24 protein-coding genes, 1 tRNA gene and 2 pseudogenes are annotated in these 24,317 nt (G+C 43.7%); 17 read left to right on the top strand and 10 right to left on the bottom strand.

The window, feature by feature from the left end:
* Positions 1–30 precede the first annotated feature (30 nt).
* Complete coding sequence (gene ruvB, locus IQ276_RS18765) at positions 31–1,131, bottom strand: Holliday junction branch migration DNA helicase RuvB (RefSeq protein WP_073644845.1); 1,101 nt, start codon at positions 1,129–1,131, stop codon at positions 31–33.
* 277 nt (positions 1,132–1,408) lie between these two features.
* Here ruvB and hisF point away from each other — a divergent pair, with 277 nt between their 5' ends.
* The 3 genes from hisF to IQ276_RS18780 all read left to right on the top strand — a co-directional run bounded on the left by hisF (position 1,409) and on the right by IQ276_RS18780 (position 2,641).
* Positions 1,409–2,179: an imidazole glycerol phosphate synthase subunit HisF gene (hisF, locus tag IQ276_RS18770; RefSeq protein WP_193921661.1), complete on the top strand. Its 771-nt coding sequence runs from the start codon at positions 1,409–1,411 to the stop codon at positions 2,177–2,179.
* Positions 2,180–2,281: 102 nt separating this feature from the next.
* Entirely contained in the window at positions 2,282–2,473 is a 192-nt protein-coding gene (locus tag IQ276_RS18775; RefSeq protein ID WP_073644843.1) for a hypothetical protein, read from the top strand.
* 95 nt (positions 2,474–2,568) lie between these two features.
* Positions 2,569–2,641, top strand: a tRNA-Ala gene (locus IQ276_RS18780).
* A gap of 173 nt (positions 2,642–2,814) precedes the next feature.
* On the opposite strand, the gene IQ276_RS18785 is transcribed toward IQ276_RS18780, so the two are convergent.
* Both IQ276_RS18785 and IQ276_RS18790 read right to left on the bottom strand, forming a co-directional pair.
* Entirely contained in the window at positions 2,815–3,675 is an 861-nt protein-coding gene (locus IQ276_RS18785) for an SDR family oxidoreductase (protein WP_190881105.1), read from the bottom strand.
* Between the two features lie 111 nt (positions 3,676–3,786).
* Positions 3,787–4,014 carry a hypothetical protein gene (locus tag IQ276_RS18790; RefSeq protein WP_193921663.1) on the bottom strand — a complete coding sequence of 76 codons (228 nt, stop codon included), beginning with the start codon at positions 4,012–4,014 and terminating at the stop codon, positions 3,787–3,789.
* Between the two features lie 312 nt (positions 4,015–4,326).
* On the opposite strand from IQ276_RS18790, the gene tatC reads away from it, so the two are divergent.
* Both tatC and IQ276_RS18800 read left to right on the top strand, forming a co-directional pair.
* Complete coding sequence (gene tatC / locus IQ276_RS18795) at positions 4,327–5,121, top strand: twin-arginine translocase subunit TatC (protein WP_193921665.1); 795 nt, start codon at positions 4,327–4,329, stop codon at positions 5,119–5,121.
* A 258-nt stretch (positions 5,122–5,379) separates the two neighbouring features.
* On the top strand, positions 5,380–5,715 hold the full coding sequence (locus IQ276_RS18800) for a tRNA-binding protein (RefSeq protein WP_190881102.1): 336 nt from the start codon (positions 5,380–5,382) through the stop codon (positions 5,713–5,715).
* A gap of 79 nt (positions 5,716–5,794) precedes the next feature.
* On the opposite strand, the gene IQ276_RS18805 is transcribed toward IQ276_RS18800, so the two are convergent.
* A complete protein-coding gene (locus tag IQ276_RS18805; protein ID WP_073643038.1) occupies positions 5,795–6,103 on the bottom strand; it encodes a DUF3067 family protein in 309 nt (102 codons plus the stop codon).
* 229 nt (positions 6,104–6,332) lie between these two features.
* On the opposite strand from IQ276_RS18805, the gene petC reads away from it, so the two are divergent.
* Together petC and petA are read left to right on the top strand one after the other, a co-directional pair.
* On the top strand, positions 6,333–6,872 hold the full coding sequence (petC, locus tag IQ276_RS18810; RefSeq protein ID WP_190881101.1) for a cytochrome b6-f complex iron-sulfur subunit: 540 nt from the start codon (positions 6,333–6,335) through the stop codon (positions 6,870–6,872).
* A gap of 256 nt (positions 6,873–7,128) precedes the next feature.
* Positions 7,129–8,130, top strand: a complete 1,002-nt coding sequence (gene petA, locus IQ276_RS18815) for a cytochrome f (protein WP_193924581.1) — start codon at positions 7,129–7,131, stop codon at positions 8,128–8,130.
* Between the two features lie 70 nt (positions 8,131–8,200).
* Here the strand turns inward: petA and IQ276_RS18820 are convergent.
* Positions 8,201–9,596: pseudogene (locus tag IQ276_RS18820) on the bottom strand (IS110 family RNA-guided transposase).
* Positions 9,597–10,058: 462 nt separating this feature from the next.
* Between IQ276_RS18820 and IQ276_RS18825 the strand changes: the two are divergent.
* A pseudogene (locus tag IQ276_RS18825) lies at positions 10,059–10,928 on the top strand (IS5 family transposase).
* A gap of 233 nt (positions 10,929–11,161) precedes the next feature.
* Positions 11,162–12,325, top strand: coding sequence for a nucleoside hydrolase (locus IQ276_RS18830; RefSeq protein ID WP_193925370.1), 1,164 nt, complete (start codon positions 11,162–11,164; stop codon positions 12,323–12,325).
* A gap of 57 nt (positions 12,326–12,382) precedes the next feature.
* Here IQ276_RS18830 and hisA read toward each other — a convergent pair whose 3' ends face one another.
* The 3 genes from hisA to IQ276_RS18845 form a co-directional block, all read right to left on the bottom strand.
* Positions 12,383–13,156, bottom strand: coding sequence for a 1-(5-phosphoribosyl)-5-[(5-phosphoribosylamino)methylideneamino]imidazole-4-carboxamide isomerase (gene hisA, locus IQ276_RS18835; RefSeq protein ID WP_221705549.1), 774 nt, complete (start codon positions 13,154–13,156; stop codon positions 12,383–12,385).
* Between the two features lie 183 nt (positions 13,157–13,339).
* Positions 13,340–13,639 (bottom strand): DUF3593 domain-containing protein, encoded by a 300-nt coding sequence (locus IQ276_RS18840; protein ID WP_190881059.1) that lies wholly within the window; start codon positions 13,637–13,639, stop codon positions 13,340–13,342.
* Positions 13,636–13,971 carry a DUF2499 domain-containing protein gene (locus IQ276_RS18845; RefSeq protein ID WP_235115786.1) on the bottom strand — a complete coding sequence of 112 codons (336 nt, stop codon included), beginning with the start codon at positions 13,969–13,971 and terminating at the stop codon, positions 13,636–13,638. Before IQ276_RS18845 ends, IQ276_RS18840 begins: the two co-directional genes overlap by 4 nt.
* 309 nt (positions 13,972–14,280) lie before the next feature.
* Here IQ276_RS18845 and csaB point away from each other — a divergent pair, with 309 nt between their 5' ends.
* The 3 genes from csaB (at position 14,281) to IQ276_RS18860 (ending at position 16,106) form a co-directional block, all read left to right on the top strand.
* Entirely contained in the window at positions 14,281–15,318 is a 1,038-nt protein-coding gene (gene csaB / locus IQ276_RS18850; protein ID WP_193921790.1) for a polysaccharide pyruvyl transferase CsaB, read from the top strand.
* A gap of 81 nt (positions 15,319–15,399) precedes the next feature.
* Entirely contained in the window at positions 15,400–15,714 is a 315-nt protein-coding gene (locus IQ276_RS18855; protein ID WP_193921785.1) for a hypothetical protein, read from the top strand.
* A complete protein-coding gene (locus tag IQ276_RS18860) occupies positions 15,711–16,106 on the top strand; it encodes an aspartyl protease (protein WP_193921786.1) in 396 nt (131 codons plus the stop codon). The genes IQ276_RS18855 and IQ276_RS18860 overlap by 4 nt, the downstream gene beginning before the upstream one ends.
* A 12-nt stretch (positions 16,107–16,118) precedes the next feature.
* Here the strand turns inward: IQ276_RS18860 and pgeF are convergent, their stop codons facing one another.
* A complete protein-coding gene (gene pgeF / locus IQ276_RS18865; RefSeq protein WP_193921787.1) occupies positions 16,119–16,898 on the bottom strand; it encodes a peptidoglycan editing factor PgeF in 780 nt (259 codons plus the stop codon).
* A gap of 77 nt (positions 16,899–16,975) precedes the next feature.
* Between pgeF and IQ276_RS18870 the strand changes: the two genes are divergently transcribed.
* Entirely contained in the window at positions 16,976–17,794 is an 819-nt protein-coding gene (locus IQ276_RS18870) for a biotin--[acetyl-CoA-carboxylase] ligase (protein ID WP_190881110.1), read from the top strand.
* A gap of 90 nt (positions 17,795–17,884) precedes the next feature.
* Entirely contained in the window at positions 17,885–19,444 is a 1,560-nt protein-coding gene (locus IQ276_RS18875; protein WP_235115787.1) for a M23 family metallopeptidase, read from the top strand.
* A 139-nt stretch (positions 19,445–19,583) separates the two neighbouring features.
* On the opposite strand, the gene IQ276_RS18880 is transcribed toward IQ276_RS18875, so the two are convergent.
* Positions 19,584–20,264 (bottom strand): riboflavin synthase, encoded by a 681-nt coding sequence (locus tag IQ276_RS18880; protein WP_235115788.1) that lies wholly within the window; start codon positions 20,262–20,264, stop codon positions 19,584–19,586.
* Positions 20,265–20,605: 341 nt separating this feature from the next.
* On the opposite strand from IQ276_RS18880, the gene IQ276_RS18885 reads away from it, so the two are divergent.
* The 3 genes from IQ276_RS18885 to IQ276_RS18895 all read left to right on the top strand — a co-directional run bounded on the left by IQ276_RS18885 (position 20,606) and on the right by IQ276_RS18895 (position 24,233).
* On the top strand, positions 20,606–21,103 hold the full coding sequence (locus IQ276_RS18885; RefSeq protein ID WP_190881065.1) for a bifunctional nuclease family protein: 498 nt from the start codon (positions 20,606–20,608) through the stop codon (positions 21,101–21,103).
* Between the two features lie 93 nt (positions 21,104–21,196).
* Positions 21,197–22,327, top strand: coding sequence for an aldo/keto reductase (locus IQ276_RS18890; RefSeq protein ID WP_235115789.1), 1,131 nt, complete (start codon positions 21,197–21,199; stop codon positions 22,325–22,327).
* Between the two features lie 112 nt (positions 22,328–22,439).
* Positions 22,440–24,233, top strand: coding sequence for an ABC transporter ATP-binding protein (locus IQ276_RS18895; RefSeq protein WP_193919603.1), 1,794 nt, complete (start codon positions 22,440–22,442; stop codon positions 24,231–24,233).
* Positions 24,234–24,317 lie beyond the last annotated feature (84 nt).

Raw genomic sequence — 24,317 nt, forward strand, 5'->3', positions numbered from 1 at the left:
ATGCCCAATGCCCAATGCCCAATGCCCAATTTACAATAACGACAACTGTCCGCTAGGCGGCGTAAATCCCAAATGCTTGTATGCTGCTTTTGTTGCCATCCTGCCACGGGGAGTCCTGGTTAAATACCCAATCTGCATCAGGTAAGGTTCGTACACCTCTTCAATTGTTTGGGTATCTTCACCTGTTGCGGCTGCCATTGTTTCTAACCCCACTGGTCCGCCGTTAAATTGTTCAATAATTACACTCAGCATCTGACGATCTGTCCAATCTAAACCACACGGATCTACTTGAAATAGTTGCAATGCTTCAGATGCAATGCTTTCGTTAATTTTTCCAGATAACTTTACTTCCGCATAATCACGTACTCTTTTTAGTAATCTATTGGCTATGCGTGGTGTTCCCCGCGATCGCCGGGCAATTTCTGTGGCACCATCTTCTGTAATGGGAGTTTTCAGTAATTCAGCAGTTCGCAGTACAATTTTACTCAGTTCATCAACTTCATAAAATCGCAGTTTTTGAATTAACCCGAAGCGATCGCGCAGTGGTGAAGTTAAAGCACCCACGCGGGTTGTAGCTCCCACCAGGGTAAATTTTGACAGCGGCAAACTTCTAATGCGAGCGCTCGAACCCTTACCAATAGTAATATCTAAACGATAATCTTCCATCGCTGGATAGAGAATTTCTTCTGTCATCCGGGATAGGCGATGAATTTCATCCACAAATAAAATATCACCTGGTTTCATGTTCACCAGTAGCCCAACAATATCTCGTGGACGTTCCAGCGCTGGGGCACTGGTAATTTTGTAACTTACCCCCATTTCCGATGCTAAAATCATTGCCATTGTGGTTTTACCCAATCCTGGCGGCCCGTACAGCAGCAAGTGATCCAGCACCTCACCACGAGACTTGGCTGCTTTGATGGCAATATCTAGTACATCCTTTAAATCCTTTTGCCCTATGTAATCAGCAAATCGCTGGGGTCGAATACTTTCTTCCTGTCTGTCTTGTTCATCAATAGCAGCTTCAGGTTGCAAAATATTGTCTGTGGATGCTGCTTTCGCCGATTCCCGACGCTGTTTTGGTTCTCCGTTGGGTTCTGGAGGCTGTTTTTTCGAGGAGATTATCGCCATAATTCAGCTATCTACTTTTTAGGGGACTGGGGAGTGGGGGCTGGGGACTGGGGACTGGGGACTGGGGACTGGGGACTGGGGGAGATGAGGGAGATGAGGGAGTGTGGGGAGATTAGAAAAAAGCTTCCTAACCTTCCCACACCTCCCACACTCCCGATGCCCGATGCCCGATGCCCCATGCCCCATTCCCCATACTTGTGAAAATTTTCGTTTGCAAATACCCGCGCCAATTTAAAATTTAAATTCCGGTCAATTACCTAGAAGTACAAAAATAATTATGTTATCTAAAAGAATCTTACCGTGCTTAGATGTGAAGGCGGGACGGGTTGTAAAAGGAGTTAATTTTGTCAACCTCCAAGATGCAGGCGATCCTGTAGAACTGGCAAAGGTTTACAACGAAGCCGGTGCTGATGAGTTAGTGTTTCTGGATATTACGGCGACTCATGAAGACCGAGCTACTATTTTAGATGTGGTTTACCGCACTGCTGAACAGGTCTTCATTCCATTGACTGTGGGTGGGGGTATTCAATCCTTAGAAAATGTTAAAGCTTTGTTACGAGTTGGAGCAGACAAGGTTAGTATTAATTCTGCGGCAGTGCGTGAACCAGACTTGATTAATCGGGCAAGCGATCGCTTTGGTAATCAATGCATAGTTGTTGCTATTGACGCCAGACGCAGAATTGACCCGGAAAACCCAGGTTGGGATGTGTATGTACGCGGTGGCAGGGAAAATACAGGCTTAGATGCCCTACTGTGGGCACAAGAAGTTGAAAAACGGGGGGCCGGAGAACTGCTAGTTACAAGTATGGATGCTGACGGAACCCAAGCCGGATATGACCTAGAGTTAACCCGGAGAATTGCAGAAGCTGTAGAAATTCCAGTTATTGCTTCTGGCGGCGCAGGGAATTGTGAACATATATACGAAGCGGTAACTGAAGGCAAAGCTGAAGCAGCACTACTAGCATCCCTCCTACATTACGGTCAATTAAGCGTAGCTCAAATCAAAAATTATCTACGCGATCGCCATGTACCAGTACGCTTGTTTTAGAGAATGGTTATTTGTTAATCAATGGCATCTGTCTTTGGTTAGACACACTTCCTCAAAAGGATGTTAATATTAGTTTACATGTATTAAGAAATATTAAGAAATATGTTGCTTCCTATTTTACTTTTTGATGTAGCCCTAGTTGCATGGTCGCTACACCTCATGGAAAGAGCCTATGAGAATAAGGAATTTTCCTTGATGTTGGCTGGTACATTGGTTGCTTTGGCGGCTGCTGCCATGTTAGTAGTTTACTTTTTAATGGGTCACTGCATGACCTATTTGTTGCAAGTATCTTAGAGACTGCTGGGCACAGGAGATACGTAAAATTCACTTTCCACAAACAACTTGACAAAGTACCAATAATTAAGCGATAATATATAGTGGATTTTTAAGGGGTTATAGCGCAGTTGGTAGCGCACCTCAATGGCATTGAGGGGGTCAGCGGTTCGAATCCGCTTAGCTCCATTGATATCTTAAACATCTAGCTATCTGTTTTGTCACTGGAAGCATAACTTTTCCGTTACGGAAAGCCTATGCTTCCAATACACCTGGAAAATATTATATTCTCTGTATAGATTTCAGCCATCCGCACCAAACACGCAATTCAGAGTAACGACCTCTGAAAAACCGGAAGTAATCTACAAACCCATCGAATATAGAATTAGACGGTCATGTAGCCGGTCGGGCAAAATATGCTTCAGCACGGCTCCGATTTTGGCATCTTGTCCAACGAGATAGCGTGTCTTTGGCTGCTTGGCAGTCAGCGCATGAACAACAGTTTGAGCAACAATATCCGCAGAAATTCCTTTAGATGCAATAATTTGCATTTTCTGACGTACAATACTCATCGCCTGACCGTAGAGATTGAGTGCCGGTTGTAGTAAACTTTCCTGTCCGAGTTCAGCTTGAGTCAGGGATTTATCCCAAATAGGTGTAGCGACGGAACCAGGTTCAATAATTGAAACAGAGATTCCCCAAGGTCGTAATTCCATACGCATCACATCAGTGAGTGCTTCCAAGGCAAACTTTGAAGCATTGTAAGCGCCCAAAAACGGGGTAGGACTTATACCAGAAATGGAACCCATATTGACAATTCGACCACGGCCTTGACGTAATAAACCAAGAAATGCTTGCGTCACAGCTAATTGTCCAGTGACATTAACATTCATCTGATGTTGAAATTCAGCGATCGCTAATAATTCTAAAGGACCTGGGACAGCAATTCCGGCATTATTTACTAAACCTGAAATCCCAGCATCACCAACTGTATTTGTTACCCTATTAACTACAGAGGCGATGGATTCAGCATCAGTAACATCTAAAAAAATCGGAATCAGTCTTTGTGAAGCTTTTTCTTGGAGTGTTTGAGCATCAATATCTTGACGCACACCAGCAAAAACAGAAAATCCCAACCTGTCTAAAAGCAAAGCACAGGCCTGACCAATTCCTGTTGACGCTCCTGTAATCAGGACTGTACCTTGATAATCTCCTGCAACCATTAGTTTTTTTGATTATGAAACTGCTGTAATATTTCTCTGTGTGTCCTAATTAAATTAAGCTAACGCACCTAGACGTTACATTTTTTCCTCAAGATATTTAGTCACTTGGTATCAATCCTTGCAGATACCAGAGCGCAGACAATCTTCGGTTTGGTCATCTCTAGCCGATATTTGCCACGGCAATATACCTGAGGGGGCATTTGTGGTGTAAACCACGAGAGCAGCTATGGTAGGAAGCTGGTTTTTGACAATTGACACGTTACCACAAATATTTCCTAGCTCAGCATTGGATAAATAAATAGGCAATGCCATCAGACCAATGCAAATTGTCCGGTTCATACAACCTCAGCTAAAAATTTCCGATTACGCTAAACTTAGATGCCACCTTGATGAACCGGAGTTGAAAAACTGAGCATTGTTATGTTGTGTTAATTTACTCAGTCCTACTAGCCGCAGAGACGTGATTTACAAATTATCGGTTCCACCCTTTTTGAGGTTAGGCATTGCCTACAAGATGGCTTCCTACTAACTTATGCAGATGCAACCCCAAAAAACAGGACAAAAAACCCACAACACTCAAAAACATATCTTGCTAGCTACATTAGCCAGATAAAATAGTTAACAAATGTTGCCTGCCTAATAAACTGACTCATGACGCCTTCACAAGACGTAGATACTGTAACCGCTCCTGATATCAACCCAGAAGCAAATGGCAACTCACAAACAGATCCTTTAGATGAGTTGCCAGGTGAAGTCGAAATGTCCCTTTTCGACCACCTAGAAGAGTTGCGACAGCGAATTTTTTATTCGCTGATTGCTGTGGCAATAGGCATTATCGGCTGTTTCTTTGCCGTGAAGCCGATTGTCCAACTACTTGAGGTTCCAGCACAAGGAGTAAAATTTCTTCAACTTGCACCTGGAGAATATTTCTTTGTCTCCTTCAAAGTTGCAGCTTACACTGGCTTGGTACTTGCTAGTCCTTTCATTCTTTACCAAATTATCCAGTTTGTGCTTCCCGGATTGACTCGCCGCGAACGCAGTTTATTGGGACCTGTGGTTTTAGGGTCGAGTGTTTTATTTGCTGCTGGTTTAGTATTTGCCTATTTGCTTCTGATTCCCGCAGCTTTGAAATTTTTCATCAGCTACGGAGCGGATGTAGTTGAACAACTTTGGTCAATTGACAAATATTTTGAATTTGTGCTGCTACTTTTATTCAGCACTGGCTTAGCATTTCAAATTCCCATCATTCAACTGTTACTCGGTAACTTGAATATTGTCTCGTCCGAGAAGATGGTTTCTGGTTGGCGTTACGTGATTATGGGAGCAGTGATTTTAGGAGCTATTCTCACACCTTCTACTGACCCCCTCACCCAAAGTCTTTTAGCTGGTGCAGTTCTGGGACTTTACTTTGGCGGGATTGGTTTGGTGAAACTTACAGGAAAATAGCGATCGCCACGCCCAAGAAAAAATTAAAAAATTAAAATGTAAACCCAGGGAATTTTAGATTTTAAATTTTGGATTTTGGATTTAAAATTCAAAGTTAAAACATGTCTAAGACCAGGTGAATGTCTACTTTCTCTGCGATAATCAACCTACCAGGGAAAATCTAAAATCCCAAATTATTCATTCAAACCACTGGTTACCCTGCGGCAACGCTGCGCGAACAGGCATAGGGTCAATCTAAAATCTCAAATCTAAAATTCAATGGCACAAATTAGCTTTGAGGATTTTGAAAAAGTCGAAATTCATGTTGGCAAAATTATCAAAGTTGAAGAATTTCCGAAAGCTAAGAAACCAGCTTATAAATTGTGGATAGATTTTGGGAATTTGGGCATCAAAAAATCTAGCGCCCAAATTACTAAACTTTATGAACCGAGGGAATTAATCAACAGATTAATATTAGCTGTTACTAACTTTCCACCCCGTCAAATTGCTGATTTCATCTCGGAAGTTTTAGTCTTGGGAGTGGTTCTAGATGATGGGGAGGTTGTGTTAATTCAGCCAGATAAAGATGTAGCCCTTGGCAAAAGAATTTCATAGCACGTTTGAGGTCATAAACTTAGATTTAGATAGAAAATGTAATGACTGAGAGATTGATTAATGTTCAAGTAACAACAGGTTATAAGATCCATTCGGAAGCTCGTTCACCCAGATCTAGAGGAATGCTGACGGCTTTGCCCAGTCGGGGGCGATCGCGTGTTTGAGTGATAAATGTTTGCACTTGTGTTGTTCCACCCAAGGCATGAAGATAACTGGCGATGCTATCAAGATGCTCTTGGTACTCTGCCTCAGTTAAGGGAAAAGAAGCTTGCTCCAAATATTTCCACATTACTTGCAAAAATATCTTCCCCTGTGCCCGCCGCAACTGGACATCGTAAGAGTATCCCCACTTCTCAACCAGCAGTTGACGTAATTCCTGTCCTGTCATAGCTTTTCTCAATCAGATTTTACATTTAGTTATGATGTTAAGTTCCGTAACTCCAGTATGATAAGGATATAAAGAAATGTAATGCTAACAGAAAAGATGCTAAATATATCTTGGAACAGAGAATTATGGCATCGCCGTAAGCGTTAGCATTTCGACTTAGACAAGAGTTGCTCAAGTACAAGTACTCCTGTCAAAATGCTTAACAAAATACACAAAGAGCGCGTAGATTATGGCTCAATTTTCAGAATCAGCAGACGTGCCAGATATGGGGCGTCGTCAGTTCATGAATCTGCTCACTTTTGGGACTGTCACTGGAGTAGCTCTGGGTGCATTGTATCCCGTTGTCAATTACTTTATTCCACCTGCTAGCGGTGGTGCTGGCGGCGGTGCAACGGCAAAAGATGAGTTGGGCAACGATGTTAGTCTGGCCAAATTTCTCGAAAACCGAAATGCAGGCGATCGCACTTTAGTTCAAGGGCTTAAGGGTGACCCCACCTATATTGTGGTAGAAAACAAAGAGGCCATCAAAGATTATGGCATTAATGCTATCTGCACCCACTTAGGTTGTGTCGTTCCTTGGAACGTTGCTGAGAACAAATTTAAGTGTCCTTGTCACGGTTCTCAGTATGACGAAACTGGTAAGGTTGTTCGGGGTCCAGCACCACTGTCTTTGGCTTTAGCCCACGCCAGTTCAGCAGACGACAAAATTGTCTTGAGTCCTTGGACTGAAACCGACTTCCGCACCGGCGATGCACCTTGGTGGGCTTAATTGAGTGCTGAGTGCTGAGTAAAGGATGAGGGAGATGAGGGAGATGGGGAGGCAGGGGAGGCAGGGGAGGCAGGGGAGGCAGGGGAAGCAAGGGAGGCAGGGGAAGCAGGGGAGGCAGGGGGAGAATAACTCTTAACTCCTAATTCCTCACTCCTAACTCAGCACTCCCAATGCCCCATGCCCAATGCCCAATGCCCAATGCCCAATGCCCAATGCCCAATGACTAATGACTAATTCAATGATTGTCCTTACAGAGATGAGAAATGCTTCTGTCAAAGCGAGGTTAACTCGCAGTGCTAGAGCAATTGTAAAAACATTGCTCATAGCGATCGCCACCGTGACATTTTACTTCAGTTGCGATCTTGCCCTTCCCCAATCTGCTGCTGCCTATCCTTTTTGGGCGCAGCAAACCTATCCTGAAACCCCCCGCGAACCAACCGGGCGGATTGTTTGTGCCAACTGTCACCTAGCAGCCAAACCCACAGAAGTGGAAGTTCCCCAATCGGTACTACCTGATACTGTGTTCAAAGCTGTGGTGAAAATTCCCTACGATACCAGCGCCCAGCAAGTTGGTGCCGATGGTTCTAAAGTTGGCTTGAACGTTGGCGCTGTGCTGATGTTACCCGAAGGCTTTAAGATTGCTCCTCCAGAACGCATTTCCGAGGAACTTCAAGAAGAAATCGGCGACACTTACTTCCAACCCTACAGCGAAGACAAAGAAAATATCGTCATCGTCGGTCCCTTACCCGGCGAACAGTACCAAGAAATCGTCTTCCCAGTTCTTTCTCCCAACCCCGCAACCGACAAAAACATCCACTTCGGTAAATATTCAGTTCACGTAGGTGGTAATCGCGGACGCGGACAAGTTTATCCTACTGGCGAAAAGAGCAACAACAACCTTTACAATGCTTCCGCCACTGGCACAATTACCAAAATTGCCAAAGAGGAAGATGAAGACGGTAATGTTAAATATCAAGTAAACATCCAACCTGAGTCTGGTGATGTTGTCGTTGATACAGTTCCCGCTGGTCCAGAATTGATTGTTTCCGAAGGACAAGCAGTTAAGGCTGGTGATGCTTTGACCAATAACCCCAACGTCGGTGGATTCGGTCAAAAAGATGCAGAAATTGTACTCCAAGACGCCGGCAGAGTCAAAGGGTTAATTGCATTCATCGCTCTTGTGATGCTAGCTCAAGTGATGCTAGTGCTGAAGAAGAAGCAGGTTGAGAGAGTCCAAGCTGCTGAGATGAATTTCTAAATTCTTAGCTAAATCATTCATTCCTTGTAGGACAGGCATCTTGCCTGTCTTTTTTAATGTTACCCCTCTCCTAAGAAACAGTATTTGCTTCGGGCTGAGGAATGAGTTCAAAACCTAAAGCTAGAGCCTTTTTTTGGAGGTTATTGATAACTCGTTCTTGGTAACGTTGCTCATAATAATCCATGCCAATATCTTGATAGTTACCTCCAGTTGTCCAAAGTCGATAGAAAATTCTTGCCAGCTTATGAGCAGTAGCAGTGATAGCTTTGGGTGTACCAAGGCGAGAACGTAAACGACGATAAAAAGCACCCAAAGCAGAATTGCTCTTGCCAGCTGTTTGTGCTGCCATTCGGAAAGCATTGGTAGCAGGGTTAACAACAAGGCGAGTTTGAGAACTTTTAACTTTACCACCAGTAATGCGATTGCAAGGGCAAAGACCAAGCCAAGAAGTAAAGTGTTTAACAGTTGGAAATCGGCTAGGATCTAAACCGACCTCAGAAATAATGGTTTGTACTGTCAGAATACCAAGACCATCAATGGCAGTGAAATCCACGCCACTAATTCGGTAAAGATGGGTACGTAAATCAAAAGCGGGTTCATTGCCTTGAGGTTTATTGCGGGGGTGCTTTGGTTGCGGAAGCGGATATTCATCAAGATTAAGTTTGTCACTAAATTGAGCCAAGCACTCCTGTATTTGGCGATCGCAAGCGGCTATCTGAGCTTGATAGACATCATAAATTTGTAGTTCCTGTTGAAGTACAAAAATATGCTCATTGCGATAATCACCATTTAAAGCAGCAGCAATTTCTGTTTCAGAGCGTTTAGTACGGTGATGTCTTTTCGCTGCCAAAAGTTGTGGGTCTCTTTCTCCAGCAACAATTGCTCGAATAATTGCCATCCCAGTAGTGCCAGTGATATCGCTAACCACCTTATGCAGTTGCACATTCATCTGGGTTAAAGCTTTTTGCATCCGTTGAATGTGAACACAAGCACTTTTGAGCAGACTATCGCGGTGGCGAATATAACTCCGCAATACGCAAATCTGGTCTTCCGGGCGAAAAGAACCAGACAACAATCCATAACTATGTAATTGTTGCAGCCATTGGCAGTCTAAAATATCAGTTTTACGTCCAGGTAAAGTTTTGACATGATGGGCGTTGACAAGTTTGACTTCAAAGCCTCTTGCCTCCAAAATTTGAAACAACGCAATCCAATATACCCCTGTTGATTCCATTGCTACAGTTTCCACTCTACAAAGAGCTAGCCAATCTGCAAGGGCATACAAGTCAGCAGTGTAACAGCCAAAACGTCTTACACTCTCGGATGCTCGATTTTTCGGAACACTCACGAGCGTGAAATTCTGAACCGATATCAATGCCTGCTGCATTTGGGTTGATTGGTCTTAAGTCAGAAGTTTCATTCGTACTTGGTTGATGGAACCGGGATTTAGACTTTGGTGTTTTCATCATCAAAGGCTCCCTCTTTAATGCAAAGTCATACTAGCAATTAAAAGTGCGCCCTGACCTGGGTTGACGGATGAATACAGTCTCCTAAACGGGATAATGGCAGCAGCCATTTCACCAATGTCATAACCGTCTCAACCCAGAACCAAGCTTCTGTACGGGCGACAAAGCACCATTGGGGGATCGGTCTTAATTGTCAGGACACAATAAAAGTGTAATTTTTTTCGGTGCATCTTAATTTTGTTTCTTCCATCCATAACGGAAGCGATCGCGTCCGTAAACAGCTTCTGTCACTCTTCGAAAACTTTTGCCATTTCTGCATTCTAGAACTTTTGTATAGCCTGCGATCGAGCGATTATTTTCTAATAACAAATACAAGACCGATTTTTTTCTAATAGTATAGCTTAGACCTCTTGCAAAAGTCCCAAATATGTGGGACAGGTAGGTTAGAGTTGGGTAGCATTGATGACATACGAACAAGTAAAAATCTTAAAGCCAGAAGACTTTAAACGCTTGTGTGGTGTACGACCGGAGACTTTTAACCAGATGCTAGAGGTAGTGCGATAAGCCTAACGGCATGGCTTCGCTTACCGCCAAGCCTTGCAAAACAGAAAACAGGACGGGCCTTGTAAACTCACGTTGGAAGACCAATTGTTGATGACATTGGAGTACTGGAGAGAGTACCGTACCTACTTCCATATAGGTCAATCTTGGGGAGTCAACGAGTCTACAGCTTACCGAATTATCCGAAAAATAGAAGATACACTGACCTATTTCTAGGGCGTTCACACTTCCAGGGAAGAAAAAATTGGCTAGTTCTAATTATCAGTTAGAAGTAGTAGTGGTTGATGTTACAGAAAGTCCCATTGAACGTCCTAAAAAAAACAAAAAAAGTTTGACAGTAGAAAAAAGAAACAGCATACACTTAAGTCACAAGTAGTGGTAGACCAAGCAAATGGTAAAATCATCTGCACCGGTCATGGTAAGGGTAGAGAACATGATTTTCGGATATTTAAAAATAGTCAAGTTAGGCTGAGAAAAGATATAGAGTGTTTGGGTGATAAAGGTTATCAAGGTATTCAAAAACTGCATAACAATAGTCGGATTTCCAAGAAAAAACCTAGAGGAGGTAAATTAAATTATGAGGATAAAAAGAGCAATCAAGAATTAGCCAGAATTAGAGTTTTAGGTGAGCATGTAAATCGGAAGTTAAAGGTGTTTAAAATTTTTTCCCTTACTTATAGAAATCGCCGAAAAAGATTTAGTTTAAGGTTTAATCTGATTGCTGCTCTCTACAATTATGAGCTTTGTCTCCCCAAAATTAAATCTTCCTGAGCGACTTTTGCAAGAGGTCTATTGTTTCCAGCACCACAGCTATTGGCTATGTACTAAATCAGCAGATGGCAGGGAGAAATAAGAGTTCCAAAAAGTTTTTGCGTAAATCCTAGTAATGATAAACTTTATCCTAGTGACAGTAATTTCTCTAAGGCTGTGGCATTATTCATGCCCTTAGATTTCATAACTTCCACTTAACCTTTTAGTGAAAATCTGGAAACCTTGGTTTGATTATGAATATGCGTCTTGTGTATCAGGTATTCTCCGCTGCTGCACTATCTTTATTGACATCAGTAGCTTTCCTTAGTCAACCTGTATTTGGTGCTGCTTTAAAACGAACTCCTTTAATTGTTGATGATGATGGTAGCCAAGACGGGATGACAGCTTTAGCCTATATGTTAGCTAATCCCAAATTTGATATTCAGGCAATTACGATCGCCCAAGGTATTGCTCGTCCAGCGAGTTTTGTAAATAATCTAGAACGAATGTTAGGAAGACTAGAAGTATCTGGTATTCCTGTTGGTATTGGTAGAGCCGATCCTTTGGCTGGAAACAACGCTTTTCCGGAATTCATTCGTGATGGTGCAGACACTTTTTGGTCTCCCTTTGTCCAGCTACCAGATACAGCACCACCTGTTGAAAGGCGATCGGCAGCAGAACTGATTGTGGAAAAAATAAAACAGTCACCTGAACCTGTAGCAATCTTAGCAACCGGTACTTTAACTAATATTGCCGAAGCGCTACGACTTGACCCCTCCATTATCAGCAACATTTCCGTCGTCCAAATCATGGGAGGCGCAGTTTTCGTACCAGGAAATCTCCCCGTTCTTCCCGATCCTCCATTTTCAACCAACACTGTTGGAGAGTTTAATATCTGGGTCGATCCTTTAGCGGCTCAAGAAGTATTTGCCGCAGGTTCAAAAGGACTAAAAATTCAATTGACTCCCCTGGATGCGACAAATCAAATTGAATTTTCTCGTGCCGATCAACAAGCATGGCTAGCGACTGGAACACCTGAAAGTAAGATAGCTGCCGAGTTTTTGGATTTTGCTATAACAGTTATTCAAAGCAACAACGATCCTAACCCAGTTTGGGATTTAATTGCTGCCATTAACCTTAGTGAAGAAGACTTTTCTGAGGAAACTCCTTTGTATCTGGAAGTCGATACACTTTCAGATCCTGGAGCTACTCAAGGACAAACTCGTGCTATTCCTAATTTGCCTCCCAATGTTCTAGTTTCCCTAAACCCTAGTTTTAATAATTTACCTTTCAGTGCTGGTGAGGTTTTCTCATATTTAGAAACAGAGTCTGTTCCTGAATCTAGTCCTATATTGGGTATTCTGATTTTGGGTGCAGCGGGAATTACTTTCCAAGTTAAGCGGCAATTCAAGCACTAGGATCAAAAAAAGTGTGTAGGTTGGACAAATATTTGTCCAACCTACAAGCAGAAAATGTCAAGCAAAACTAGAAAAACCTAAATTGGGCGGTATATCCTGAATCCGTCCAGGACCGATCGCTCGTAATGCTTCTTTGAGTAAAATATCCCCAGTATACAAGGCACGTCCGACAATCACACCAGTCACACCTTGTGGTTCTAACGCCAGCAAACTCAACAAATCGGTAACAGAACTCACTCCACCAGAAGCAATTACTGGTATGGAAATTGCACCAGCTATTTCTCGCAAAGCTTCTAAATTCGGCCCTATCAGTGTACCATCACGGTGTATATCTGTATAAATAATAGCTGCTGCGCCCAATTCCTGCATTGTGACAGCAAGTTGGGTTGCTAAAACTTCCGAGGTTTCTAACCAACCGCGAGTAGCTACGCGGCCATCACGGGCGTCAATACCGATAATAATTTGTTCGGGAAATTCTTGGCAGAGTTCTTGTACTAGTTGGGGTTGTTCTACGGCGACGGTGCCGAGAATCGCCCATTGTACACCCAGATTAAACACTTGTTGCACACTGGTGCGATCGCGCAATCCTCCACCAATTTCAATGGGCACCGATACCACTTGAGCGATCGCTTCAATTGCCTGGAGATTTACTACTTTACCTGCTTTGGCACCATCTAAATCAACTATATGCAATCTGGTGGCACCTTGATCTACCCACTGTTGAGCAACATCAGCCGGGTTTTCGCTAAAAACTTGCGAGCGATCGTAGTCTCCTTGATACAGTCGCACACAACGACCCTCTAGTAAATCTATTGCTGGAATTACATCCATTTACTTGTCCTCATACTTAATGCGGTAGATGTCTGGTTTGAAAGTGGGGAGTGGGGAGTGGGGAGATGAGGGGGATGAGGGGGATGAGGGGGATGGGGGAGTGTGGGGGGAGAATATAAAAAAGCTTCCCACACCTCCCATACCTCCCACACTCCCCATTCCCTATTCCCTACTCCCCACTCCCTACTCCCCATTTTTCATTCTCAATTCCTTGACTGCTTGCCGAAAACCCAAGACAATCAAGATGTTCGTCAGCGTCAAAAATACTTCTGCACCACCGTGTAACCAATCTACATTGGCTAGAGACTTCCCATAATGCAATTGGGCATAAATTCCTGCGGGAATGGTGACGAAAACGAATACAAGAGTACCGTAAAATCCATATAGCGCTAAACGCGGCATTTGCGGACTGCGGCTGATAAACCACAAGAAACCCAAATAGGGAAACAGTGAAAGCGCAAACAGGGTTTCTTTAGAGATCATTGCTTTGATTTAATAGGTTCGGGTGCAACAGTATTAGTAGACTTCGTGGAACGCCAAATCAAAAACGCCGCTGCCCAAACTGTAAAATTACCAACTAAGGTCATGGTAGCTTGAAGCGTTACTAGCCATTCCAGAGATTCGGCGTTGTCGAAATAATGCCAGGTACAAGCACACATGGCACTAACCAAAGCTGGTAACATGGCAATGGATAATGCCCACCAATTGCGGTTACCAGTGAGTTCGCCATAAGTCCAAACTAACCAAATGGCAATAATCCACTCGATAACGCTAGAAATATGAATAATCCAGGTGGGAATTGAAAGAACGTGCATAGAAGTGGGGAGTTGGGAGTGGGGAATGGGGATTACAGCAGGTTTCAAGGATAGTGTTGTACACAACCTCAGTCTCAAAGCCAAGTATAAAGCTTGTTTTACTTCTGTTAGCGCAGCGGGGCGTAGCCCATTCTGACTTCTGAATTCTGAATTCTACTGTAATTAGTTTTGTTGTCTTTCTATAAGATCATCTTCCCACAAGAAAATTCATCTTTTGTTGGCAGGGTGGTTGAAATCACGTCAACTATTTAGAAAAAAGTTGATTGTCTAAAATCCAAAATTCAAAATCCAAAATCTAAAATGGCAAAGATGCGGGCGTTATTGTCTGGATATTACGGTAAGGGTAATGGTGGTGACGAAGCTTTGTTGGCAACGCTTTTGCAAATGTTACCACCTGATGTGACGCCTGTGGTGCTTTCGGGTAATCCAGAGGAAACCCGCGATCGCTACAATGTAGAAACCCACGATCGTATGGCTGTTTTACCTGTTATCCAAGCTTTACGCTCTTGCGATGCCTTAATTTGGGGTGGTGGGAGTTTGATTCAAGACGTTACCAGTATTATTAGCCCATTTTATTATGGCGGACTGATGTCATTGGCACAGAATTTGGGTTTGAAAACTGTAGCTTGGGCACAGGGTATCGGCCCTTTGCTGCGTCCCCAAACTCGCTACTTGGCAAGGCAAACCTTTAGTCATTGTACCAAAGTCAGTGTCCGCGATCGCGCCAGTGCTGCTTTATTATCTGATTGGCAAATTCCTTGTATCATAGCTCCTGACCCTGTTTGGGCATTGGAATCTAAACCAGTACCAGGGCTTTGGGATTTACCGGCGCCCAGAGTTGCGGTAACGTTGCGATCGCATCCCCAACTTACAGAAGCACGTTTGGCTAACTTGACTCGTGCTTTGGTGGATTTTCAAAAAGCCACCCAAGCGTTTATTTTACTGCTGCCATTTCAAAAAAGTGAAGATTTAAGTATTGCCCAAGCTATTCAACCCCATCTTAAAGATGTCAGCCAGATTTTGTCTCTGGAAGATCCGCAACTTTTAAAAGGTGTGTTTCGCGGTGTGGAAATGGCAATTGGGATGCGCCTGCACAGTTTAATTATGGCTGCTGCTGAAGGTTGTCGCTGTTTTGCTCTGAGTTATGACCCCAAGATAAATCGTCTCATGGAAGACTTAGAAATGCCTGGGTGGGATTTAGGGAGTTTACCCGATGACCCGAATTTGATTAGTCTAACTTGGATGGAGCATTATGCTAATGGCGATCCACTATCACCTGAGCAAATACAATCTTTAGTGGATCGTGCCTTGATGCATCGTGAAATTTTGTATGACGCATTAACTTGACTAAAACTCAAGAAATTTTAGATTTTAGATTTGAAATTGACTCCATAATTAAGATCGCACTAGCGCATACATCTTATTGATATGAGACATGTATCCCACCCACGACGCACCCGCATTCTACAAGCATCATTAGCACCTGAAGAAGTACATAACCGTCAAAAACAACGCGATGATCTTGCTATCCAGTGTCGTGCTATTTTCGAGCGCTTACGTCCAAGTCTCATTGAAACACATTACAACTGGCATATTGCCATTGACCCGGAAACAGAAGAATACCTTATTGACCCAACGCTGTTGGGGATAATGCAAAAAATCCACGAAGCTTATGGCAACATCAACAAAGTAAAACTTACCATATTCCGACTCAACGATACAGGAACCTGCGGCAGGTTATGATTGCAGGTTCATTTGGCGATAATGGCGAGCTATTATTTGAAATTCAGCTTGTTGCTGCTAATGATGAGGAATTTTTCGTTGAAGCTTTACTCGATACTGGGTTTACAGATGGGTGGTTAGCTATTAATAGTCAAGACTTGGAAGTATTAGGGTGGTCATTGATGGCCGCACAAATTGAAATGCGAACAGCACGAGGGGAAGCACGATTCGATATCTATGAAGGTAAACTAATCATAGATGGAACTGAAGTCATAATTCCTGTCCATGTTGGAGATGAAATTCCTGATACCATAATCGGTTCATTGTGGCTGGAAACTATGCAGTTGATCGTTAATAAACCAAAAGGAATATTAACCCTTGAAATGGTAGATAGTATTAACACTATCCTCTGATGAGAATATAGACTACTCACTCATTTTACCGCTGACAATGCCTGACCATTGGACTTTTTTCTCTTGTTCGCGGCGGTAAGAAAAGAAATGTTCTGGAGTTTGAAAAGTACAATAAGATGCGATCGCAATTTGTTCTGCACTAATTCCCAAACTTTCTAGTTGTAAGGCATTTACTCGCCGGACATCAAGTTTTACCTTTCCAGGATTGGGGTCTTCTAATAAAGGTGAATTAGGCAGATTTTGTAATGCTTGGACAATTTTTTGGTCGTCATTATGTGGTATAATGCTGGCTCCGATTTGGGCAGCTACCTCTAAAGAAACTTGGTAAACTTCACCTGCGATCGCTGGCCCCATCGCAATACGTAAATCATGAAGTTGGCTGCCTTGGGTTTGTAAGCGGGCGATCGCTTGGGGGACAATTTTCTTGGCAGTACCCCGCCATCCGGCGTGTATTGCTGACACCTGTCCAGTTTTCACATCGCCAATTAGCACGGGTGTACAATCTGCACTAGCGACCCAGACAGCTTGTAGAGGCTGTTCGCTAATTAAACCATCTGCCGATGCTAAACCATCCTCAAGAGTGCTGGTGGCAATTTCTTGGGGGGTGAGAACAGTATTGCCATGTACCTGCTTTAAGCGATAGACTGATGCCTCTGGTTGCAGTATTAATGTCAGGTCTTGTGGCGATCGCGGCCAAAACTGCCCAGTAAAGAAACCGTGATGCCAATTTTCCAGAATACTGCAAGTTAAATAGGCCAGTCCTTCCCAATTGCGCCAGTGCCAAGTGTGCATCTTCAACCAAACCTAAACAGAAAATCACTCATCAGCCAATTAATGCTAACTTGAACAATGCAATTTGGGTTACTGCTGTGGGATTAGATCTGCAAAATTTAGAAGCAGCCTTGCAAGCAGGGCGCAAGTATCCATATTTACCATTTTCCCTGCATTTTTTGGAAAGTGTCTCCTCAACCAACCAAACCCTCTGGGACATGCTCAACCTTGGGGCTACTTCAGGAACAGTAGTAATTGCAACATCACAAACTGCTGGACGCGGACAATGGGGACGCCAATGGATTTCTCCTGTTGGGGGATTGTATCTTTCGCTAGCAATTTCTTTCGAGCAGAAAATAGAAGCTACTGAGAGTTACCAGCTAACTTTCGCTAGTGCTTGGGGGATTGCGTCTCAATTGCGGCAGCACAACGTGAATGTTGGGATAAAATGGCCCAATGATTTAGTTTTAAACGGTCGCAAGCTAGGCGGCATTTTGACAGAAACCAAAGTAAACAAAGGACAAATTACCCAAGCAGTAATTGGTGTTGGTATTAACTGGGCCAACCCAGTACCAGAAACAGGAATTAATCTGGAATCTTGGCAAGCTTCCCAAAATTCCACACCAATTTCTTGTCTGGAAATGCTCACCTGTAAGGTATTACTAGGAATAGAATCCGGTATACAGTGCCTCTTCCAAGAAGGAATAAGTATACTCTTATCTCGCTATTTAGACTTGCTTACAAACATGGGTGATAAGGTCTACGTCAATAATCTTTCAGGTACTGTAGTCGGGGTGACTCCTCAAGGAAATTTACGAGTTGATTTAGAAACTTATGGCACAAAAGAACTAATCACACCGGAAATTTATATTGAACCCGGTACAATCGGTTTGGGATACCATAAATCTTCCGTTTAAATTTGAGGTTTGTTCAAAATTTCGCTCTTTGGGCAAGACAAACCACTAGCATCATCTCTTTAGGCTAATTACACACAACTGAGAGAACAAATGACGCAGCGCAAAAATTCTGCCCATCATCGTTTGCACTACTTATGGCAGCGAGGTCTGACAAAAAAACGTTTTGCCTCGACGCTACCAGCACAGAGTCTCTGTTGGCTAAGCAGCGTCAGTCTCCTGAGCGGCGGCTTCGTGTCTGCCCAAACGGAAACACAAATAGACAATATTGTTCCCACTGTTGAAAGTTCCCAGCCAACAGTGTTTACAAACCCAGTTAAAAAACAGACTGTTGCGCCCGAAACAGCTCAAACACAACCAGACTTTGCTCAAAGGCGAGCCAGACTCAGACAGAGACTACGCAAGCCAGAAGTTGCTCAATCAAAAGAGCCAATTAGGCAGTCTCAGCCCAAAATCGAAGCTGCTCAACCTGTTGTGATTATCAGACAGTCAAAGCCCAAGCCAGAAACTTCTCAGGTTACCCCTGCAAGGGTAAGAGAGGAAAAGCCTAATACCCCTCCCCGCTCCTTGCCTGAAAAAGTGCCAGAAGTTGCTCAACCAGCAAATAACTCAAACAACACCGTCAGGGCAACGACGGAGAAAACCAAGGATTATAATAACGCCTATATTGACCCCAATAGTTATGATGCCAGCGCAACGGGCACTTATCAAGCACCGAATTCCGTAATTCTCACAGAACGCTCTAGCGGTTGCCGAGCCGTTTTGCCTTCAGGGCAAGGCGTATCAGGTGGGGTTTGTGCTAAAGCACCCCAAACAGGGCGCGTAGCGGATTCTAATGGTAAATCAGCACCTAGTTGGCTGAGAAGAAGTGAAAATGCCCAATTGCCAGTTGTTCCACCAGTGCGACAAGTTGCAAGCACTGGTAACAATAGCAGATGGCGTTCTGTTCAAAGTGTTTCTGGCGGTGACAACAAGACCGCATTCCGTCAAAATAGGTTTATTCCTAATCCAAGCGATTTCGGCACCACCAGAGTGAGTGCAACTCCCATCGCCCCTAGTGGTGGTACTTTGCCCCCACCAATGGCAGATGGTAACATTGCACCCCGCCCTAGCAGTGTAAGTTACGACTTCTCACTGGCATCAGTATTGCCGCAAATCCCCTACAGTCCTAGAATCGCCTATGGCGGTAGTGGAATGATGTACCCGCTCTCTATTCCTGCTTCCATTACCTCTGTGTTTGGTTGGCGAATTCATCCCATCACAGGTAACCAACGCTTCCATGCTGGTACAGACTTGGGTGCGCCTACGGGAACACCAGTTTTGGCTGCTGCTGCTGGTCAAGTGGAGACTGCTAACTGGTTGGGTGGTTATGGTTTAGCCGTTATCGTCAATCACAAATCTGCTGAACAGACTCTCTACGGTCACATGTCAGAAATCTTTGTTCAACCCGGTCAGTGGGTACAGGCAGGGACTATGCTCGGTCGAGTTGGTAGTACAGGAAACTCTACAGGCCCTCACCTGCACTTTGAAGTCCGCCACCTAACACCCAATGGGTGGGTTGCTGCTGACCCAGGCGTGGAATTACAAAGTGGACTGGCCCAGTTACTTCAATCCCTGCGAACTGCCCAAGTAAGTCAGGAACCAGGGAGTTAACTGGGGATTGGGGACTGGGGATTGGGGACTGGGGGAGATAGGGAAGAATAATAACTCTTAACTCCTAACTCCTAACTCCTCACTCCCAATGCCCCATTCCCTATTCCCTACTCCCCATTCCCTACTCCCGATTCCTAAATTACAAATACCCGTGTTCTGCTAAGAATGCGGGTGTAATGTCGTTTATACTATTGTTATCAGGGTCTGTGGTCTGTGCTTTGCCAGAATAGAGGAATTTTTCCACGTATTTGCCGAGAATATCTCCTTCTAGATTTACCAAACTGCCAGGGGTCAAATAGCGAAGATTTGTCTCGGCATAAGTGAGGGGAATTACCGCTACCGTGAATTGGGAAAATTCTGGCTCATATGCGGCTACTGTGAGGCTGATGCCATTGACGGCGATGCTACCTTTGGGGACAATGTAACGTGCGATCGCCTCTGATGCACTAAAGGTCATTTCCCAAGAACTAGCGGTTTGTTCTGCCACTAGCAATCGCCCAATGCCATCTACATGACCCATGACAAAATGACCACCGACTTTGCTGCCAACTCTGAGCGACGCTTCTAAATTGACATATCGCTGTTGGGTTTGCTCTCCTCCCAAACTTGTGCGCCGTAGCGTTTCCGGTGAAGCAGTGGCGATAAATCCATCTTTTAAAACTTTTTCCACCGTCAAACAAACGCCATCTACCGCAACACTGTCACCATAAGCCAAATCTTGCATAATTACTTCACCAGACTGGCCAAGACAAGTAATTTGCCAAGAATCGCCCCCTAAGGGTTTCATTGTTCCTAAAGCTTGGATTAATCCTGTAAACACCGCTTTTTTGCCAAACTAACTCTATTTATTGCCTAATTTTGGCTCAAATGAATTGGTAATTGTCACAGAAATTGAGAATATTTGAGTATATTTTCTGACTTTTTTTTCTATGAGGAATATTAACACATTATCATCCTTCACAAGGCATACTTGGGTAAGAAGCTTATTGTTTAAGCAGACCCATTTGAATTACTCTGGTGTTCACCACAAGTTCGGAGTTTAATAGAAGCAATTATAGAGAACGAATGCTTATGTTTATTACTGTCGCCAAACTGCCCCAAAAAGGGTACTATTTGTTACACAGCATCCAAGGCTCTCAAAAAATTGTAGAGGCTTAGCCAATGATTGAAATGAAAGTCGCTGGCATAGCATTAGATGCCATAACCCGTAGCCCGATCGTACTTTTGAAAGATTCTTCAGATCGGCGGGCTTTGCCAATTTACATCGGTCAGGAACAAGCTAGGGCAATTATGGGGGCACTGGAAAATCAGAAGCCTCCTAGACCCTTGACCCACGATTTGATGGTGAATCTTCTAGAAACCTGGAACATGACTCTAGAGAAGGTGATTATTCACTCCTTACAAAAGGATACATTTTATGCAGCCTTAATTGTCCAGCAAGGTGAGATCAAAAAGGAAATTGACGCCCGTCCTAGTGATGCGATCGCCATTGCCCTCCGCACAAATACACCGATTTGGGTAATGGAAGAAGTCATCGCTGATGCTTCTATCCCTGTTGACCGCGATGCAGATGAAGCCGAACAGCAAGCCTTCCGTGAATTTGTTTCCAATCTCCGCCCTGAAGATTTGATCAAGCGCTTTGGTAATGGCGACAGCTAGAAAAGTTATGAGTTCAGAGTTATGAGTTAAGAGTTATTTTAGTTCAACTCCTAACTCCTAACTCCTAACTATTAACTCCTAACTCTGTTAACGATGCAATACCGACGCTTTGGGAAAACAAATTTGCGCCTCTCGGTTTTTTCCTTGGGAACAATGCGCTACCTGGCTGATTTTGAAAATGCCCAGCAAACCATCGAACAAGCCTTAGCCTTAGGAATTAATCATCTAGAAACTGCCAAAGGTTACGGCAAAAGTCAGGAATATCTTGGTAGGGCGCTAAAAGCTGGTTTATCAGTACCCCGAACGAAGCTGCACGTTACTACTAAAATCCCAGCCACAGCAGATGCTGACACCATGCGTCGGTGCATCGACGAATCCCTAGAACAATTACAAATAGATTATCTAGATTGCTTAGGCATTCATGGCTTGAACACCTGGCAACATTTGGAATGGGTGCAAGCCAAAAATGGCTGTATGCAAGCTGTCGAAGAAGCTGTTGCTGATGGTCGAGTGCGACACGTTGGTTTTTCTACCCACGGTTCGTTAGAACTAATTCAGGCAATTGTAAATACAGATTTTTTTGAATTTGTCAATCTGCATTATTACTATTTTTTCCAACGGCACGCCCCAGCGATTCAACTAGCTGCCGAAAAAGATATGGGGATTTTCATAATTTCCCCTGCCGATAAGGGAGGACGCCTCTACACACCACCCCAAACCCTTAAAGATTTGTGTCAGCCGTATTCACCCTTAGAATTAAACTATCGATTTTTACTTGCTGACGGGCGTATTACTACTTTAAGCGTAGGGCCAGCTAACCCAGAAGAATTAATCGAACCTCTGCGGGTTGCTGAGCGAGATAATCAACTCACACTAGAAGAAATTTCTGCATTTGAGCGATTAGAAAATCAGCAAAAAATTGCTTTAGGAACTGATAAATGTAGCCAGTGTTATGCTTGTTTGCCCTGCCCAGAAAATATCAATATTCCAGAGGTATTGCGGTTACGTAATCTCGCCGTGGCATACGATATGGCTGACTATGGACAATACCGTTACGGAATGTTTGAAAATGCCGGTCATTGGTTCCCTGGAATGAAAGGTAATCGGTGTACAGAATGTGGTGACTGTTTGCCAAGATGTCCAGAAAACTTAGATATTCCAACTTTATTGGAAGATGCTCACCAGAGATTAAGCGGGAAGGCAGGTAGGAGATTGTGGGGATAAAAATGTAAAATTTATAAAGATTAAATAGAGTTAGGAAGATCCGCCCAACCAGGGGTATCTCGCGCAAAGTAAAGATGAAAATTAAAAAAAAAGAAATACCCTACGCCAATCACTGAGGGTTTTCCGTTACAGTGGACGGGCTGTAAGCTTAGTATGGACTACTAGCCGATCGCTGACTATTTTTCTGGCTAGTTTAACAATAGTTGCTGGTGTTTTACCGGCGGCGATATCCTACATCAGTAAGTTAATTGTTGATGCGGTAGTATTTGCCTCTCAAGTTAACTCAGAAAACAATGCTGGTGTCAATATTTATCCTTCTCTGTTGTATGTAGGATTAGAAGCGATCGCTGTCATTTTACTAGCAGGTAGTCAGCGGGGAATCATTATTTGTCAGTCGTTATTGCGGGCACTAATGGGTCAGCGCGTGAATGTACTGATCTTAGAAAAGGCGCTAACACTGGATCTTAGGCAGTTTGAAGACTCAGAATTTTATGACAAATTGACCAATGCCCGACGAGAAGCATCAGTTCGTCCCCTTTCATTAGTAAATCGCACCTTTGGGTTAGTGCAAAATGCCCTTTCCCTGGCCGCCTACGGTATTTTGCTAGTAAATTTCTCAGTTTGGGCGGTAGTGGTACTGATTTTGGCAGCGATGCCTGTATTTATTGCGGAAACCAAGTTTGCTGGGGAAGCCTTTCGCTTGTTTAGTTGGCGTGCCCCAGAAACTCGTCAACAGCACTACTTAGAAAATCTACTAGCAAGAGAAGATTTTGTCACAGAAGTCAAACTCTACCAGTTAGGAGAGATGTTGCTAGGACGTTACCGCAACCTGTTCAATCAACTCTATGATGAAGACCGCGATTTGACTCTGCGGCGAGGATTATGGGGATATCTCCTGAGTTTAGTCAGTACTGGTGCTTTTTACCTAGCATATGCTTGGATTGTCCTGGAAACAGTGCTAGGTAAGATTTCTTTGGGAGATATGACAATGTATCTCACTGTGTTTCGCCAAGGACAGTCCACTTTCTCTAATGCCCTCACTTCTATTGGAGGGATGTATGAAGACAACCTATATCTATCAAATCTCTACGATTTCCTCGAAGAGAAAGTACCAAAGTCTTGGGGTAAGGCAAGCATTGGTTTAAATCCCCAAGATGGTATCCGTTTTGAGAACGTATCTTTTACTTATCCGGGAAGTTCCAAGCCAGCCTTGAGAAACATTTCGCTGCATTTGAAACCCAGAGAGAAACTGGCAATAGTGGGTGAAAACGGTTCCGGTAAGACTACCTTAATCAAACTACTTACCCGACTCTACACCCCTGACTCTGGGCGAATTTTCTTAGATGGCTTGGACTTGCAGGAATGGGATGTGGATGTGTTGCGGCGTCGCATTGGTGTGATTTTTCAGAACTTTGTCCGCTACCAGTTCACTGTGGGTGAGAATATTGGCGTCGGCGATGTAGAACATCTCGAAAACAAAACCCAGTGGGAAACTGCTGCCCAAAAAGGCATGGCACAATCTTTTATCGACCAATTACCCCAAAGCTTCCAGACTCAGCTTGGTCGTTGGTTTAAGGGAGGACAAGAACTTTCTGGGGGACAGTGGCAGAAAATTGCCTTGTCTCGTGCTTTTATGCGATCGCAAGCAGATATCTTGGTGTTAGATGAACCAACATCAGCAATAGATGCCCAAGCTGAGTTTGAGATTTTCAATCATTTTCGGACTATTACTCAAAATCAGATGGTACTTTTGATTTCCCATCGCTTCTCAACGGTACGAATGGCTGACAAAATCGTAGTTATAGAAAACGGTGAAGTTATAGAACAGGGAACTCACGAAGAACTGTTACAGCTAGGGGGACGTTATGCCAAATTGTTTCTGTTACAAGCAGCCGGTTATCAATAGGAAAGGAAGCTAATAGACTGTGTGAATTGAGATAGCGATGTCTAGGTTGCGCTGCGCCTACGCTCACTTTGTAGAAAGCACATA

The organism is Desmonostoc muscorum LEGE 12446 (assembly GCF_015207005.2).
Taxonomy (GTDB): Bacteria; Cyanobacteriota; Cyanobacteriia; order Cyanobacteriales; family Nostocaceae; genus Nostoc; species Nostoc muscorum.